At 62.3% G+C, this 15,270-nt stretch carries 11 protein-coding genes; 7 read left to right on the top strand and 4 right to left on the bottom strand.

The features are described 5' to 3' along the window. Positions 1–117 precede the first annotated feature (117 nt). Both Q8X51_RS05345 and xthA read right to left on the bottom strand, forming a co-directional pair. On the bottom strand, positions 118–1,452 hold the full coding sequence (locus Q8X51_RS05345; protein WP_407694126.1) for a substrate-binding domain-containing protein: 1,335 nt from the start codon (positions 1,450–1,452) through the stop codon (positions 118–120). A 140-nt stretch (positions 1,453–1,592) separates the two neighbouring features. Beyond that, complete coding sequence (gene xthA / locus Q8X51_RS05340; RefSeq protein ID WP_065924116.1) at positions 1,593–2,405, bottom strand: exodeoxyribonuclease III; 813 nt, start codon at positions 2,403–2,405, stop codon at positions 1,593–1,595. A 168-nt stretch (positions 2,406–2,573) separates the two neighbouring features. Here xthA and Q8X51_RS05335 point away from each other — a divergent pair, with 168 nt between their 5' ends. The 7 genes from Q8X51_RS05335 (at position 2,574) to Q8X51_RS05305 (ending at position 13,681) form a co-directional block, all read left to right on the top strand. Continuing rightward, positions 2,574–3,218, top strand: coding sequence for a GNAT family N-acetyltransferase (locus Q8X51_RS05335; RefSeq protein ID WP_027606279.1), 645 nt, complete (start codon positions 2,574–2,576; stop codon positions 3,216–3,218). Positions 3,219–3,282: 64 nt separating this feature from the next. After that, positions 3,283–5,010, top strand: coding sequence for an autotransporter assembly complex protein TamA (locus tag Q8X51_RS05330; RefSeq protein WP_108572655.1), 1,728 nt, complete (start codon positions 3,283–3,285; stop codon positions 5,008–5,010). Next, positions 5,010–8,681, top strand: coding sequence for a translocation/assembly module TamB domain-containing protein (locus Q8X51_RS05325; protein WP_407694125.1), 3,672 nt, complete (start codon positions 5,010–5,012; stop codon positions 8,679–8,681). The genes Q8X51_RS05330 and Q8X51_RS05325 overlap by 1 nt, the downstream gene beginning before the upstream one ends. 334 nt (positions 8,682–9,015) lie before the next feature. Beyond that, positions 9,016–9,489, top strand: coding sequence for a MarR family winged helix-turn-helix transcriptional regulator (locus Q8X51_RS05320; protein WP_027606282.1), 474 nt, complete (start codon positions 9,016–9,018; stop codon positions 9,487–9,489). Then, entirely contained in the window at positions 9,486–10,937 is a 1,452-nt protein-coding gene (locus Q8X51_RS05315) for an efflux transporter outer membrane subunit (RefSeq protein ID WP_074847194.1), read from the top strand. The genes Q8X51_RS05320 and Q8X51_RS05315 overlap by 4 nt, the downstream gene beginning before the upstream one ends. A gap of 15 nt (positions 10,938–10,952) precedes the next feature. Then, positions 10,953–12,152: an HlyD family secretion protein gene (locus Q8X51_RS05310; protein ID WP_065948374.1), complete on the top strand. Its 1,200-nt coding sequence runs from the start codon at positions 10,953–10,955 to the stop codon at positions 12,150–12,152. Beyond that, entirely contained in the window at positions 12,152–13,681 is a 1,530-nt protein-coding gene (locus Q8X51_RS05305) for a DHA2 family efflux MFS transporter permease subunit (RefSeq protein ID WP_027606285.1), read from the top strand. The genes Q8X51_RS05310 and Q8X51_RS05305 overlap by 1 nt, the downstream gene beginning before the upstream one ends. 259 nt (positions 13,682–13,940) lie before the next feature. Here Q8X51_RS05305 and lpxH read toward each other — a convergent pair whose 3' ends face one another. Continuing rightward, on the bottom strand, positions 13,941–14,690 hold the full coding sequence (lpxH, locus tag Q8X51_RS05300) for a UDP-2,3-diacylglucosamine diphosphatase (protein WP_027606286.1): 750 nt from the start codon (positions 14,688–14,690) through the stop codon (positions 13,941–13,943). After that, the gene (locus Q8X51_RS05295) at positions 14,687–15,190 is read right to left on the bottom strand and encodes a peptidylprolyl isomerase (RefSeq protein ID WP_065927032.1); all 504 of its coding nucleotides are present in this window, start codon (positions 15,188–15,190) and stop codon (positions 14,687–14,689) included. The genes lpxH and Q8X51_RS05295 overlap by 4 nt, the downstream gene beginning before the upstream one ends. Positions 15,191–15,270 lie beyond the last annotated feature (80 nt).

Genomic DNA, 15,270 nt, shown 5'->3' with positions numbered 1-15,270 from the left:
CGCGCCGCCTGCAATCGGGGCAAGCCCCCTCCCACATTTTGATTTGGGAATACAGTCAAAGTGTGGGATGGGGCTTGCCCCCGATGAGGCCATTCCGAACACCGCAAGGCTAAGGCCTCAGTACACCCAAACCTCCACCCGCCGATTCTTGATCCGCCCCTCATCCGCCGTATTCGCCGCCACCGGCATCTGTGCGCCGAAGCCGCGAATATCGCGCAATACCACGCCATTCTTGACCAGCTCCCGGCGTACCGCCATCGCCCGCAGCTTCGAGAGCAGCGCGGCCCGTTGCGGGTCATTCTTGGCATCGCCGAATCCCACCAGCGTTACCTGCTTGTCGAGTTGGTTGTGGCGCTTTATATAGGCCACGACGCGCTGCACGTCCTGGCGCGCCTTGTTGTCCAGGCTGGCGCTGCCTTCCTCGAAGCGAAAATTCACGCTCAAACGCTGGGCGTCACGGGCAATCGCCTGGTAATCGTCGGGCATCGAAGGGCGCGGCTCCACCGTCATCGCCTGCACCTGCTGCGCAATAAACCCATTGGCCGCCACAATCGCCTGGCCTTTGCTGCTCTGGGCAAAGTCCACCAGGGCCTTGGCCCAGGGGTTGCTGGAGGAGGGCGGCAGGTAGAAGAACAGCCGGCGTGACAGCGGGTAATCCTCGGTGGCAATCAGGCTGTTCAACGGCAACATAGGTTGCGAGTCGCCATCGACAATCGCCACCGCCTTGGCCTGGCGCACGTAAGGCAGGCCGATAAAACCGATGCCCTGGGGATCCCGGCTCACCGCATCGGACAACGCTTCGCTGGACTCGAAGCGCTTGGCGTCAGCGGCCAGGGGCTTGCGGCGCAGGCGCAGCACCAAGTCCTTGAAGGTGTCATAGGTGCCGGATTGATCATCCCGCGCATACAGGTGAATGGCGCCGCCGATCCCGCCCAATGCTTCCCAGGTGTTGATTTCGCCGTTGAAAATCTGCGCCAGTTGCTCGGTGTTCAAAGTATTCAGCGGGTTGCGCGGGTTGAGGATAATGGCCAGGCCGTCGATGGCGATCACCTGTTCGGCCTCGGGGCTTTTCAGGTCGCCGAGCGGTTCGAGGTCCACCAGTTCGCTGTCTTTTATCGGCCGGGACGAGGCGGCCAGGTCGGCGCTGGCGTTTTTCAGCGCGGCAAACCCCGTGCTGGAACCATGGGCCGCCACCTCGACGGTCACCGTCCTGCCCTGGCGTGTCTTGCCGATCACGCGCTGTTCATTGGCGCCCTCGGCCGGTTCGCTGTGCACCGCCTGCAGGCCCTGATGCTCCATCAACCCCTTGACCAACGCCGGCCCCAGCGCCGCGCCAATGGTGTTGGAACCCTGGATGCGCAAAGCCGGGCCTTGGTCGGGAACGGGGAGGGGGGCAGCCACGACGCAGAGGGAAAACGCGCTACACAACAGGAACAGAACGCGCAGCATCATGCCGGCACCTTCTCAAGCCAAAGGGAGTGCCGCGAGATTAAGTCACTTGGATTTCAATAATGTGACTGACAGTCAGCCTATCTGTTACTGATACACCGCGGCCCCCTCCTACATTTGGCCCGAGTACACAGTCAAGGGGATCAGCTCAGCTCAAGCCAGATCGGCGCATGGTCAGACGGTTTCTCCAAGCTCCGCAGGTCGTAATCCACGCCGGCATCCTTGACCCGCGCCAGCAAGCCATTGGAGGCCATGATCACGTCAATGCGCAGCCCACGCTTGGGCTCATCCTCGAACCCACGGCTGCGGTAGTCGAACCAGCTGAAACGGTCGGCCACATCGGGGTTGAGGTGGCGGAAGCTGTCCACCAGGCCCCAGTTCTTCAGGCGCGCCATCCACTCGCGCTCTTCAGGCAGGAAGCTGCACTTGCCGGTTTTCAGCCAGCGCTTGGCGTTGTCGGCGCCGATGCCGATGTCGCAGTCCTCCGGGGAAATGTTCACATCGCCCATCACCACCAGGGCCTGGTCGTTGCTGAACTGGCTTTCCAGCAGGTGCTGCAAATCTGCGTAGAAGCGCTGCTTGGCCGGGAACTTGGTCGGGTGGTCGCGGCTTTCACCTTGTGGGAAATAGCCGTTCATGATGGTCACCGGCTGGCCATTTTCATCGGCGAAGGTGCCCCAGATAAAGCGGCGCTGGGCGTCTTCTTCATCGCTGGCAAAGCCCTTGTGCACGCTCAAGGCTTCTTTGCGCGAGAGCAGCGCTACACCGTAGTGGCCTTTTTGGCCGTGGTAGTACACGTGATAGCCCAGGGCCTGCACTTCGGCCAGGGGGAACTGGTCGTCGTGGACCTTGGTTTCCTGCAGGCCGATCACGTCGGGTTGGTGTTTTTCAATCAGTGCCGCCAGCTGATGAGGGCGGGCGCGCAGCCCGTTGATATTGAAGGAGACGATTTTCATGGTCGGCGGTCCAGTCTGGCAAAAGGGCGATGCTAGCGGACAAGTCGGACGGGGGCCAGCGTGGCGGTAGGACAGATGCACTGCTAATGTCTGGGAACGACTGGTGCTGCGTAGGTTCGTACCCATAAGAACGCCATCTATTGAGTGGCGCCCAGGGAGATTGACTGTATGACTGACACTGCCATTGGCGAAGTTCGCCTGCTCAATAGCGGCTACTCCCGCGAAGCACGCTCGCTGCTGTACCAGGCCTATCGGCATGAGCCGACGTTTGCCTACATCTTCGAGGCGGAACGCGCAGGCTATGAACAACGGGTACGTGCCACGGTGCGCGAACTGGTCAAGCAGCATTTCTTCCAGAAACTTCCCGCCATCGGCCTGTTCGTCAACGACCGCCTGATCGGCATCGCGCTGATCGCGCCACCGCAGCGGCGCCTGGGGATTACCGAAAGCTGGGCCTGGCAATTGCGCATGTGGCTGAGCACCGGCGTGCGCGGTACCCGACGCTACCTTGACTACCACTATGCGGTGATGGCCTGCCTGCCCAACGAATCGGTGCATGTGTTGCCGCTGCTGGGCATTCATCCGCAATTCCAGGGCAAGCACTACGGTGAACAGCTGCTGGAGGCGGTACACAACTGGTGCGCTGAAGACCCTCACTCGTCCGGTGTGGTGTTGGACACGGGGAATTCGCGCTATCTGGAGTTCTACAAACGCCAGGGCTATGAGGAGATCGGCGAAGTGGCTGTAGGACCGATTCTGGAACACGTATTTTTCCACCCCAATCCGCAGGTGTTACATGCTGCAACGGCTTAGCGCAGAATTTTTCAGAATCCTCTGAGTTCTAAGTTTCTCCCCAGCTCGTGTAGCATCCGCGCCTATGAAGTTTCCAGGAAGATTTACCAGCGGCTTGGTTCTGCTGTTCACAAGCTGCGGCGCATTCGCGCAAAGCGAATTGGACGTGCGGATCAAGCCAAAAAACGACGCGTTGAAAGCCAACATCGAAGGCTATATCGGTGGGGTGGGCGAGCGTGACGAAGAGGCCTTGCTGCGGTTCAGCCGTGGGGCCGAAGAGCAGGCGCGCAAAGCCGCCCAGGCTTTAGGTTTCTATCAGCCCCGGATCGAAAGCGATGTGAAGGGCGGCAAGAACCCGCGCCTGATCCTCACCATCGACCCCGGCGAACCGGTGCATCTGCGCAACGTGACCATTCGGGTCGACGGCCCGGCCGCGGACCTCAAGGCCTTTCGCGTGCCCGCCAGCGACGACCTGAAATCCGGCGCCGTGCTCAACCACGGCCACTACGAAGACGCCAAGCGTCTGATCCAGAACCAGGCCTCGCGCTACGGCTTTTTCAGCGGGCGCTTCACTCACCAGAAACTCTCGGTAGACCCCCAGGCCGGTGTCGCCGATATCGAACTCATCTATGACAGCGGCCCGCGCTACACCTTGGGTAAGGTCAGCTTTGCCGGCGATACGCCGTTTGACGAAGAGCTGCTGCAACGCATGGTGCCGTTTAAAAGTGGCGCCCCCTACGATTCCGAACTGATCGCCGAACTCAACCAGAACCTGCAAGCCAGCGGCTTTTTCGAAGGCGTGCGCGTCGACGCCGCGCCTGCGGCTTCGGCCAATGACGTGATCCCGGTGGCCGTCAACCTGGAGACCCGCAAGCCACGCACCATGGGCCTGGGCCTGGGTTTCTCCACCGACGTCGGCCCGCGCGGCAAGGCCAACTGGACGCGCCACTGGGTCAATCCCCAGGGCCACAGCTATGGCTGGGAAGCTGAACTGTCGGCGCCTCGGCAGAACGTCGGGCTGTGGTACGACATCCCGCTGGACCCGCCGCTCACCGATAAACTGCGTTTCGCCGGCGGTTATCAGAATGAAGAAATCGCCAACACCGACACCTTGAGTAAATTGCTCACCCTCGGGCCCGAATGGCACAGCAAGTTGCCCAGTGGCTGGACCCGGGTGATCTCGCTCAAATACCAGCGCGAAGAATACCGCCTGGGCAATGACTCGGGCCTCAGTAACCTGGTGATGCCGGGTGTGAGTTATTCCTACCTGCGCAGTGATAACCGCATCGACCCCCACAACGGCTACCGCCTGCAATTCGACAGCAAGGTGGCGAAGGAGGGGCTGGGCTCCGACACCAACCTGCTGTACGGCACGGCCATGGTCAAGGGCCTGACCACCCTGTGGGACAACCACCGCTTCTTGGCGCGGGCCCAGGTCGGCGGCAGTGCCACCAACGGCTACAAGTCGGTGCCACCATCGCTGCGGTTCTTCGCCGGTGGTGATCAGAGTGTGCGCGGCTACGAGTACCAGACCCTGTCGCCGGAGAATGACCGGGGCGACCGTATCGGCGGCCGCTACATGGTGGCCCTTAGTGCCGAGTATCAATATTCCATCGCCGAAAAATGGCGGATTGCGACCTTTATCGACCAGGGCAACTCGTTCAACTCCCTGGAGTTGCCCAGCTTGAAGACCGGTGTGGGTGTCGGCATCCGCTGGGTCTCGCCGGTCGGGCCGATCCGCCTGGACCTGGCCCATGCCCTGGAAGACCCGGGCGGCGTTCGATTGCACTTTTCCATGGGACCTGAGCTGTGATGCGTGGTGTGAAAATAGCGGGGCTGGTCGTGTTGGCCATCCTTGTCGTGCTGTTGCTGGCCCTGTGGGCGGTCGTCGGTACCCAGGCGGGCAGTCGCTGGGCGCTGGGGCGTGTACCGGGTTTGAGCGTAGAGAATTTCCACGGCCGTTTGGGCGGCCAGTGGAGCGCCGATCATCTGCTGTGGGAGCAGGACGGCAGTCGCGTCGAACTCGATGCGCCGACGTTTGACTGGTCGCCGGCGTGCCTGTTGCGCATGACCCTGTGCATCAATCGCCTGGATGTGGAGCAAGTCCGCCTGGACGTTGCGCCGAGCACCGAAGAAAGCAGCGGGCCGATTCAATTGCCCGACCTGAAGCTGCCCGTTTCCATTCAGTTGGGCGACGTTCGTGTCGGCAGCCTGCTGCTTAACGGCAGCGAACAACTCAAGGGCCTGCAACTGGCCGCGCACTGGACCGCCGCCGGCATGCAGATTGACACGGTGCACCTGCAACGGGACGGCCTGGTGCTGGACCTGAACGGCCTGTTGCAACCCAGCGGTGACTGGCCGCTGACCGCCAGCGGCAATCTGAACCTGCCCTACGCCCCCGACGGCGCGCCGTGGACGGTGGCGCTCAAGGTTGAGGGCGACCTGCTCAAGACCCTCAAGCTTGATGCCGACAGCAGCGGTTACTTACCGGCCAAGCTCAAGGGGGAGCTGCAACCGCTGGTGGACAACCTCCCGGCCCAACTGCACATCACTGCCGATGGCTTCAAACCCAGCGCTGATCTGCCCGACACCCTGCAACTCAATCAACTGGACCTCACCGCCAAGGGCGACCTGGGCAGTGGCTACCAACTGTTGGGCAAGGCTGTGCTGCCGGCGGAAAAAGGCCCGGTGGACCTGTTGCTGCAAGGCACGGTCGACGCCAAGGGCGCGCAAATTTCCGGGCTGGACCTGAACGCCGGCGAGCAGCAAAGCCTCAAATTAACGGCCCAGATGGACTGGCAACAAGGCTTCAGCGCCGACGCCAAGATCGATTGGCTGGATTTTCCCTGGCACCGCTTCTATCCGCTGGTCGACGAGCCGCAGGTGGTAGTGCGCACCTTCAACGGTGAGGTTTCCTACAAGGACGGCAACTACCTCGGTAACCTCAAGGCCGACCTCGACGGCCCGGCCGGTAAATTCAATGTGGTCACGCCGTTCAGTGGCGACCTCACGCAAGTCTTCCTGCCTGAGCTGAAACTGACCGCTGGCCAAGGCAAGGCCGAAGGACATCTGAACCTGCAATTCGCCGATGGCATCGCCTGGGATACCGCGTTGGACCTGTCGGCGCTGAACCCGGCGTACTGGGTGGCGGAATTGCCGGGCACGTTGGCTGGCCCCTTACGCAGCAAAGGTGAATTCAAAAACGAACAGCTCAAACTCAACGCCGACCTCGACCTCAAGGGTCGCCTGCGGGGGCAAACCGCGGTGCTGGCGGCCAAGGCCGAAGGCGCGGGCGAGCAATGGACCCTGGCCAATCTGGATATCCGCCTGGGCGACAACCGCATCAACGGCAGCGGCAGCCTGCAACAACGCCTGGCCGGGCAGATCGATATCAAGCTGGCGCGCCTGGCCCAACTGTGGCCGCAGTTGCGTGGGCAGGTGAATGGCCGACTCGACGTGGCCGGCAGCCTCAAGGCGCCTCAAGGCAAACTCGACCTCAAGGGCCAGCAACTGGCGTTCGCCGATAATCGCCTGCAAAGCCTGAGCCTGGACGCGACCCTGGACAGTGCCCAGCGCGGGAAAATCGACCTCAAGGGCAGCGGCATTCAAAGCGGTGACACCCAGGTTGGCACGCTCACCGCCAGCGCCCAGGGCGATATCAGGAGCCAGAAGGTCCAACTCGACCTGGCCGGCCCCTTGGTCAAACTGGCCCTGGCCCTGGATGGCAACCTCGACCAGGGCAACTGGCGCGGTCGCCTGGCCAGTGGCGATGTGCAGGCGGGTGGCCAGGACTGGAAGCTGCAAGCGCCGGCAAAAATCGAGCGCATGGCCGACGGCAAGTTGACCTTCGCGGCCCACTGCTGGATCTCCGGCGCCGCCAGCCTGTGCGGTGAAGACCAGCGCCTGATGCCCGAACCCAAATTGCGCTACCACCTCAAGCAATTCCCCATCGACAGCCTGGCGGCGTTTCTGCCCAAGGACTTTGCCTGGCAGGGCAGGCTCAACGCCGATATCCAACTCGACTTGCCCGACAGCGGCCCCAAAGGCGTGGTCTCGGTGGATGCCAGCGGCGGCACCCTGCGGGTCAAGGACAAGGACCAGTGGCTGGATTTCCCCTACGACACCCTCAAGTTGGAAACCACCCTCAACCCCAAGCGTATCGACACCCAGCTGAACTTCCGAGGCGGCAAGCTCGGCGAGTTGCTGTTGCAGGCGCAGATCAACCCATTGCCGAAAAACAAGCCGATCAGCGGCAATTTCAGCCTGACCGGTCTGGATCTCGCCGTGGCGCGGCCGTTTGTGCCGATGGTCGAGAAACTCAGCGGCAAGCTCAACGGCAGCGGTCGGATCGCCGGTGGCCTGCTGGCGCCGCAGGTCAACGGTAACGTCAACCTGGTGGGCGGCGAAGTCTCCGGGCCGGAGCTGCCCATCAGCCTTGAAGGCCTGAACGTGCAGGCGCTGATTGCCGGTGAAAGCTTGCAGTTGAACGGCGCATGGCGCAGTGGCAAGGCCGGGCAGGGCAGCCTCAAGGGCCAGATCGACTGGGGCCAGGCCCTGGTGGTGGACCTCAGCCTGCAAGGCTCGCAACTGCCGGTCACGGTGGAGCCCTATGCGGTGCTCGAAGTGGCCCCGGACCTGAAGATCAGCCTGAAGAACGACAAACTGGCGATTGCCGGCAAGGTGCGGATCCCGCGCGGCGACATCACCGTGCGCGAACTGCCGCCTTCGACGGTCAAGGTCTCGGATGATACCGTAATCGTCGGCAGCCAGACCGAAGAGGGCAAGCCGCCGATGGCCATGGCCATGGATATCGACGTGGCGGTGGGCGAAGACCAGCTCAACTTCTCGGGCTTCGGCCTCACCGCCAAGGTGCAGGGCCATGTGCACATCGGCGACAACATGGACACCCGTGGCGAGCTGTGGCTCAACGACGGTCGCTACCGCGCCTATGGTCAGCGCCTGGATGTGCGCCGCGCACGCCTGCTGTTCGCCGGGCCGCTCGACCAGCCGTACCTGGATATCGAAGCGATCCGCAAGACCGACGATGTAGTCGCCGGTATCCGCCTCAGCGGCAGCGCCGAGCAGCCCACCACGCAGATCTTCTCGGAACCGGCCATGAGCCAGGAACAGGCACTGTCCTACCTGGTGCTGGGCCGTCCGCTGAGCTCTACCGGCGAAGACAACAACATGCTTGCCCAGGCCGCCCTCGGCCTGGGCCTGATGGGCAGCGCCGGGGTCACCTCGGATCTTGCCAACAAACTGGGGATTCGCGACTTCGACCTCGACACCCAGGGCAGCGGCAACAATACGGCAGTGGTGGCCAGCGGCAAGATCACCGAGAAACTCAGCCTGCGTTACGGGGTAGGGGTGTTCGAACCGGCCAGCACCATTGCCTTGCGTTACCTGCTGAGCAAAAAGGTGTACCTGGAAGTGGCGAGTGGCGTGGCCAGTTCCCTCGACATCTTCTACAAGCGCGATTTCTGAGTCCTGCTCGATCAAAAAATGTGGGAGGGGGCTTGCCCTAATGCCAGTCAGTTAAGCGTACATCGCCTCCTGTAGGAGCGAGCTTGCTCGCGAAAAACGTCAACGATAACGCGTGCTTCCTGAATGAACGCGGCGTCTGTGAGTTTTTCGCGAGCAAGCTCGCTCCTACAAAAAGCCTTAACTGACTGGCAAGCCTCCTCCCACATTGGTTTGCATTCCAGCCCGCCGGTCGTGAAATTAGCAAGCAAGCTAATTATTCCATTTGACTTTCGCTGCCTAGGCAGTAACATCTCGTCATACATTCACTGCCTAGGCAGTAATAAGGTGACTTCCGATGCCCCACTTCACCCCTGAAAACTTCCACAACTGCCACCTCGGGCTGTTGCTGGGCCGTGCGGCGCTCCTCAAGGACCGCATCATCGACACCCACATGGAACCCCACGGCATCACGGCCGCGCAGTTCAAGGTGCTGATCATCATGGCCCAGTTCGGCGTCGACACCCCGGCCGAGCTGTGCCGCAACCTGTCCCTGGACAGCGGTTCGATGACCCGCATGCTTGACCGCCTCGAGCAGAAAGGCCTGCTGGACCGCAAACGCTCCGAGCAGGACCGCCGCCAGGTGCAGTTGGTGCTGACTGCCGACGGCCAGCGCCTGGCAGACATGCTGCCGCACATAGGCGCCCAGGCGTTGAACCAACTGGCGGGCGTACTTGAGGCTGGCGAGCTGGAAACCCTGGAACGGATTCTCAAGAAAATTCTGATAGCTGCCGGTGATCCCATCACCCTGCAGCGGGTAGGTAAAGCATGAACACACGTGCCCTATGCCTGGTGCTCGTGGCCATGAGCATGGCCGGTTGCGCCAACTACAGCGGCCTCGACACCCAGGGCCGGCGCCTCGACGCCAACACCTTGCAGACCGGTAAATCCCTGAGCGGGGTGACCCTGTCGAGTGCCGCCTGGCCCAGCGCCGACTGGTGGAAAAGCCTCGGCGACCCGCAGCTCGACGGCCTGATCCAGGAAGCCCTGCAAAACAGCCCCGACATGCAAGTCGCCAGCGCCCGTGCCCATCAGGCCGAAGCCGCCGCCTATGCCGCGAATGCCGCACGCATGCCGACCCTGGATGCCAGCGCCGGCGTGAGCCGTTCACGCCTGGCCAAGGACCAGGACCCGCGCGGCGAGGGCGATGCCTACTCGACCGTGCGTAATATCGGCGCCAGCTTCAATTACAACTTCGACCTCTGGGGTGGCCAGCGCGCCGCCTGGGAAGCCGCGCTGGGCCAGGCCCGCGCCGCCGAAGTCGACCAGCAGGCCGCGCGCCTGACCCTCGCTGCCGATGTGGCCAAGGCCTACAGCGACCTGGGCCAGGCGCACATCGTGCGCGACCTGGCCGGCGATGACCTCAAGCGCACCCGGCAAATGCTCGACCTGAGCAAGCGCCGCCTGGCTGCGGGCATCGACAGCCAGTACCAGTACCAGCAGACCGAAAGCCTGGAAGCCAGCTCCCAGTCGCAATTGATCGATGCCGACAAACAACTGCAGAGCGCCCAGATCGCACTCGCCGTATTGCTCGGCAAAGGCCCGGACCGAGGCGGCGAACTGGCTCGTCCGAATGTGCTCAAGCCCGCCGCTGTCGCCGTGCCTTCGGTGTTGCCCGCCGAGCTGCTGGGCCGCCGCCCGGACCTGATCGCCGCGCGCTGGCGAGTCGAGGCTGCGAGCAAGGACATCGCCGCCAGCAAGACGCGCTTCTACCCCAACCTCAATCTCAGCGCGAGCGCCGGGGCCGAGTCGTTGCTGGGGGATGCGATGTTCGGCTCGGCCAGTCGCTTCTTCAACATTGCGCCGACGATCTCGTTGCCGATCTTCGATGGCGGCCGCCTGCGCGCCGACCTCGATGCGCGCGATGCCGACTACGACCTGGCCGTGGCCCAGTACAACAAAACCCTGGTGCAGGCCTTGGGCGATATCGGCAACACCCTTTCGCAACTGCGCGAAACCGGTCGGCAGATCCAGGCCCAGCAACACGCCACGGACATTGCCCAGCAGTCCTACGACACCGTGGTCCAGCGCTACGGCTCAGGGGTCGGTAACTACCTGGACGTGCTCAGCATCGAGCAGCAATTGCTGCAGGCCCAGCGTCAGCTGGCGACCCTGAATGCCGGGCAAATCGATCTGTCGATTCAATTGATGCAGGCCCTGGGTGGCGGATACAGCGCCGACAACGTGGCGTCGACCACCCCAGCCACACGCACGGAATAATTTGAGGTATTTGTCATGGCCACTGCCGAAAACACCAACGCTACAGAACAACCCAAAGACAACAACCCACGCAAACGCAAGGTCATGCTGATCGGCCTCGCGCTGATCGTCATCCTCGGTGTCGTGGGCGTATGGGGCTGGTATGAATTCTACGGGCGCTTCAACGAGAGCACCGACGACGCCTATGTGAACGGCAACGTGGTGGAAATCACCCCGCTGGTCACCGGCACCGTGGTCAGCATCGGCGCCGACGATGGCGACCTGGTTCACGAAGGCCAGGTGCTGATCAACTTCGACCCCAATGACGCCGCCGTCGGCCTGCAAAGCGCCCAGGCCAACCTGGCCCGCACCGTGCGCCAGGTGCGGGGCTTGTACAGCAACGTCGATGGCATGAAAGCCCAGGTCAACGCACAGAAAGCCGATGTGCAAACTGCCCAGGACAACTTCAACCGTCGCAAGACCCTGGCCCAGGGCGGCGCGATTTCCCAGGAAGAGCTGTCCCACGCCCGTGACAGCCTGACGGCCGCGAAAAACGCGCTGACCAACCTTGAGCAGCAACTCAAGACCAGCAATGCGTTGGTGGATGACACCGTGATCTCGTCCCACCCGGACGTGCAGGCCGCTGCCGCGCAACTGCGCCAGGCCTACCTGGCCAATGCGCGCAGCACCTTGATCGCGCCGGTCACCGGCTACGTGGCCAAGCGCACCGTGCAACTGGGCCAGCGCGTGCAGCCGGGTACGGCGTTGATGGCGGTGATCCCGCTGAACCAGCTGTGGATCGACGCCAACTTCAAGGAAACCCAACTGCGCGACATGCGCATTGGCCAGCCGGTGGACATCGAGTCGGATATCTACGGCAGCGACGTGAAATTCAGCGGCACCGTGGATAGCCTTGGCGCCGGCACCGGCAGTGCGTTTGCCCTGCTGCCGGCGCAGAACGCCACCGGTAACTGGATCAAGATCGTGCAACGGGTGCCGGTACGCATCCACATCAATGCCGAAGAACTGGCCAAGCACCCGCTGCGGGTCGGCCTGAGCACCGTCGTCAATGTCGACCTGCATGACCAGAGCGGCCCGGTGTTGGCGCAACAGGCGCCGCAAAAGGCGACCTTCACCACCAACGTGTACGACCGCCAATTGGCCGAGGCTGACGCCATGATCACCGAGTTGATCCATGCCAACAGCATCGCCGCGCCCAAGGCTGCGCAACGCTGATGAGCAATAACGCCTCCTTCACGCCGCCCAGCCTGTTGATGGCCACCATTGGCCTGTCGCTGGCGACCTTTATGCAGGTGCTCGACACCACCATCGCCAACGTGGCCTTGCCGACCATTTCCGGCAACCTCGGCGTGAGTTCGGAGCAGGGCACCTGGGTGATCACCTCGTTTGCGGTGAGCAACGCCATCGCCTTGCCGCTGACCGGTTGGTTGAGCCGGCGGTTTGGCGAAGTGAAGCTGTTCCTGTGGGCCACCATGCTGTTTGTGCTGGCCTCGTTCCTCTGTGGTATTTCCACTTCGATGCCCGAATTGATCGGCTTCCGGGTGCTGCAAGGCCTGGTGGCCGGGCCGTTGTACCCGATGACCCAGACACTGCTGATCGCGGTCTACCCGCCGGCGAGGCGTGGCATGGCCCTGGCGTTGCTGGCGATGGTCACGGTGGTGGCGCCGATTGCGGGGCCGATCCTCGGCGGCTGGATCACTGACAGTTACAGCTGGCCGTGGATCTTCTTTATCAACGTCCCCATCGGCATCTTTGCGGTGATGGTGGTGCGTGCGCAATTGAAGAAGCGCCCGGTGACCACCAGCTACCAGCCGATGGATTACGTCGGGTTGTTGAGCCTGATCGTGGGCGTCGGCGCGCTGCAGATCATCCTCGACAAGGGCAACGACCTGGACTGGTTCGAATCCAACTTCATCATTGTGGGCGCGGCGATTTCGGTGATTGCCCTGGCGGTGTTCATCATCTGGGAAATGACTGACAAGCACCCGGTGGTCAACCTGCGGCTGTTTGCCTACCGTAACTTTCGCATCGGCACGATTGTGTTGATCCTCGGCTACGCGGGCTTCTTCGGCATCAACCTGATCCTGCCGCAATGGCTGCAAACCCAGATGGGCTACACCGCCACCTGGGCCGGCCTGGCGGTGGCGCCGATCGGCATCCTGCCGGTGCTGATGTCACCGTTCGTGGGCAAGTACGCGCACAAGTTCGACCTGCGCCTGCTGGCAGGCCTGGCGTTCCTGGCGATTGGTCTGAGCTGCTTTATGCGCGCGGGCTTCACCAATGAGGTGGACTTCACCCACATCGCCCTGGTGCAGCTGTTCATGGGCATCGGCGTGGCGCTGTTCTTCATGCCGACCTTGAGCATCCTGATGTCCGACCTGCCACCGCACCAGATCGCCGATGGCGCCGGTCTTGCGACCTTTCTGCGGACCCTGGGCGGCAGCTTTGCGGCCTCGCTGACCACCTGGATCTGGATTCGCCGGGCGGACCAGCACCATGCGTACATGAGCGAGAACATGACCACCTATGACTCGGCCACCCGCGACGCGCTGCAGGCGCTCGGTGGGGCAGGGCACAAGGCCTACGCGCAACTGGACCAGATCCTCACCAGCCAGGCGTACATGATGTCCACCGTGGATTACTTCACGTTGCTGGGGTGGATGTTCATGGGGTTGATGCTGCTGGTGTGGCTGGCCAAACCGCCGTTTGGCGCCAAGGCAGGGCCGGAAGCGTCCGGCCACTGATTGGCAAAGACTGAAATGCAATCAATTGTGGGAGGGGGCTTGCCCTAATGCCGTTCAGTTAAGCGAAAGTGATTCACTGTAGGAGCGAGCTTGCTCGCGAAGAACTCAGGGCCACCGCGCTTATCGAGAATGAACGCGTTGCCTGGGCGTTTTTCGCGAGCAAGCTCGCTCCTACAAAAAGCCTTAACTGACTGGCATTAGGGCAAGCCCCCTGCCACATTTTGATCTCTGTTCACATTGGATCAGTGGTGTTTGAGGATCAGGCGCCAGGCAACGCCAGCTGCGGATTGACGAAGTCAAACGCCGCCAACTGAAAGCCTTGCTCATCCGCCTGCAACGCCCAGCCCTGCTTGTCCCAATCCCCCAGCACAATGCGCTTGGCCGCCTGGTCGCCAATCTGCAGCTTATGGATCGCCGGGCGGTGCGTGTGGCCGTGGACCAGGGTGCGCACGCCGAACTGCTGCATCACCCGCGGCACTTCCTCGGGCGTCACATCGACAATGTCGTTGGCCTTCATGCGCGTTTGCGCGCGGCTTTCACTGCGCAGCTTGCGCGCCAGCCGATGGCGGGTGCGCAACGGCAGGTGACGCAGGATAAACAGCACGATGGGATTACGCAGGATGCGCCGCAGCTTCATATAGCCAAGGTCGCGGGTGCAGAGGCTGTCGCCGTGCATCAACAGCACGGGTTCGCCTGCGAGCTGCACGACACTCGGGTCCTTGAGCAAGGTGGCGCCTGCCGCTTTGCAGAACGCCTTGCCGAGCAGGAAGTCGCGGTTGCCATGCATGATAAAAATCGGGGTACCGCTGTCGCTCAGCTCGCGCAGAGCCTCGCAGATCGAACGCTGGAAGGGCGTCATCCCATCGTCGCCAATCCAGGCTTCAAAGAAGTCCCCCAGAATGTACAACGCCTGGGCGCCACGGGCGCGGTTGTGAAGCAGATCCAGAAACGCCCGGGTAATGTCCGGGCGCTCCTCTTCCAGATGCAAATCTGAAATCAGTAATATCACTCAACGATCTCGGCTTTCTCGACGATCACGTCTTCGACCGGAACGTCCTGGTGACCGGCCTTGGAGGTGGTCGACACGCCTTTGATCTTGTCGACAACGTCCTGGCCTTCGGTGACTTTACCGAACACGGCGTAGCCCCAGCCCTGTACGTTCTTGCCGCTGTGGTTCAGGAAGGCGTTGTCGGCCACGTTGATGAAGAACTGCGCGGAGGCCGAATGCGGCTCCATGGTACGGGCCATGGCGACGGTGTACTTGTCGTTGGAAAGGCCGTTGTCCGCTTCGTTCTGGATGCTTGGGCGCTTGTCTTTCTTTTCTTTCATGCCAGGCTCGAAACCGCCGCCCTGGACCATGAAGTTACCGATGACACGGTGGAAAACCGTGTTTTCGTAGTGGCCGGCCTTAACGTACTCGATGAAGTTGGCGACGGTGATCGGCGCTTTCTCGGCGTTCAGCTCGATGACGATGTCACCGTGGTTGGTGGTCAGTTTGACTTGAGTCATGTTCACTACTCTTTTCAGGGAATTCGTGGGTTTGGACGCCTGGGGCGCCTTACCTGTCTGGCTAAACGGCGGCCAAGGCG

Source organism: Pseudomonas sp. Yb2C2 (assembly GCF_052112325.1).
Taxonomy (GTDB): domain Bacteria; phylum Pseudomonadota; class Gammaproteobacteria; order Pseudomonadales; family Pseudomonadaceae; genus Aquipseudomonas; species Aquipseudomonas marginalis.
Note: the sequence above shows the minus strand (reverse complement) of the source record. Positions and strands in the feature narration are given on the sequence as shown.

Excerpts from the sequence above, each read along its gene's own strand:
- Q8X51_RS05330 (WP_108572655.1), top strand. The coding sequence starts at position 3,283 with ATGAAGTTTCCAGGAAGATTTACCAGCGGCTTGGTTCTGCTGTTCACA.
- xthA (WP_065924116.1), bottom strand. The coding sequence starts at position 2,405 with ATGAAAATCGTCTCCTTCAATATCAACGGGCTGCGCGCCCGCCCTCAT.
- Q8X51_RS05295 (WP_065927032.1), bottom strand. The coding sequence starts at position 15,190 with ATGACTCAAGTCAAACTGACCACCAACCACGGTGACATCGTCATCGAG.
- Q8X51_RS05335 (WP_027606279.1), top strand. The coding sequence starts at position 2,574 with ATGACTGACACTGCCATTGGCGAAGTTCGCCTGCTCAATAGCGGCTAC.
- Q8X51_RS05305 (WP_027606285.1), top strand. The coding sequence starts at position 12,152 with ATGAGCAATAACGCCTCCTTCACGCCGCCCAGCCTGTTGATGGCCACC.
- Q8X51_RS05310 (WP_065948374.1), top strand. The coding sequence starts at position 10,953 with ATGGCCACTGCCGAAAACACCAACGCTACAGAACAACCCAAAGACAAC.
- Q8X51_RS05315 (WP_074847194.1), top strand. The coding sequence starts at position 9,486 with ATGAACACACGTGCCCTATGCCTGGTGCTCGTGGCCATGAGCATGGCC.
- Q8X51_RS05325 (WP_407694125.1), top strand. The coding sequence starts at position 5,010 with ATGCGTGGTGTGAAAATAGCGGGGCTGGTCGTGTTGGCCATCCTTGTC.
- Q8X51_RS05320 (WP_027606282.1), top strand. The coding sequence starts at position 9,016 with ATGCCCCACTTCACCCCTGAAAACTTCCACAACTGCCACCTCGGGCTG.
- Q8X51_RS05345 (WP_407694126.1), bottom strand. The coding sequence starts at position 1,452 with ATGATGCTGCGCGTTCTGTTCCTGTTGTGTAGCGCGTTTTCCCTCTGC.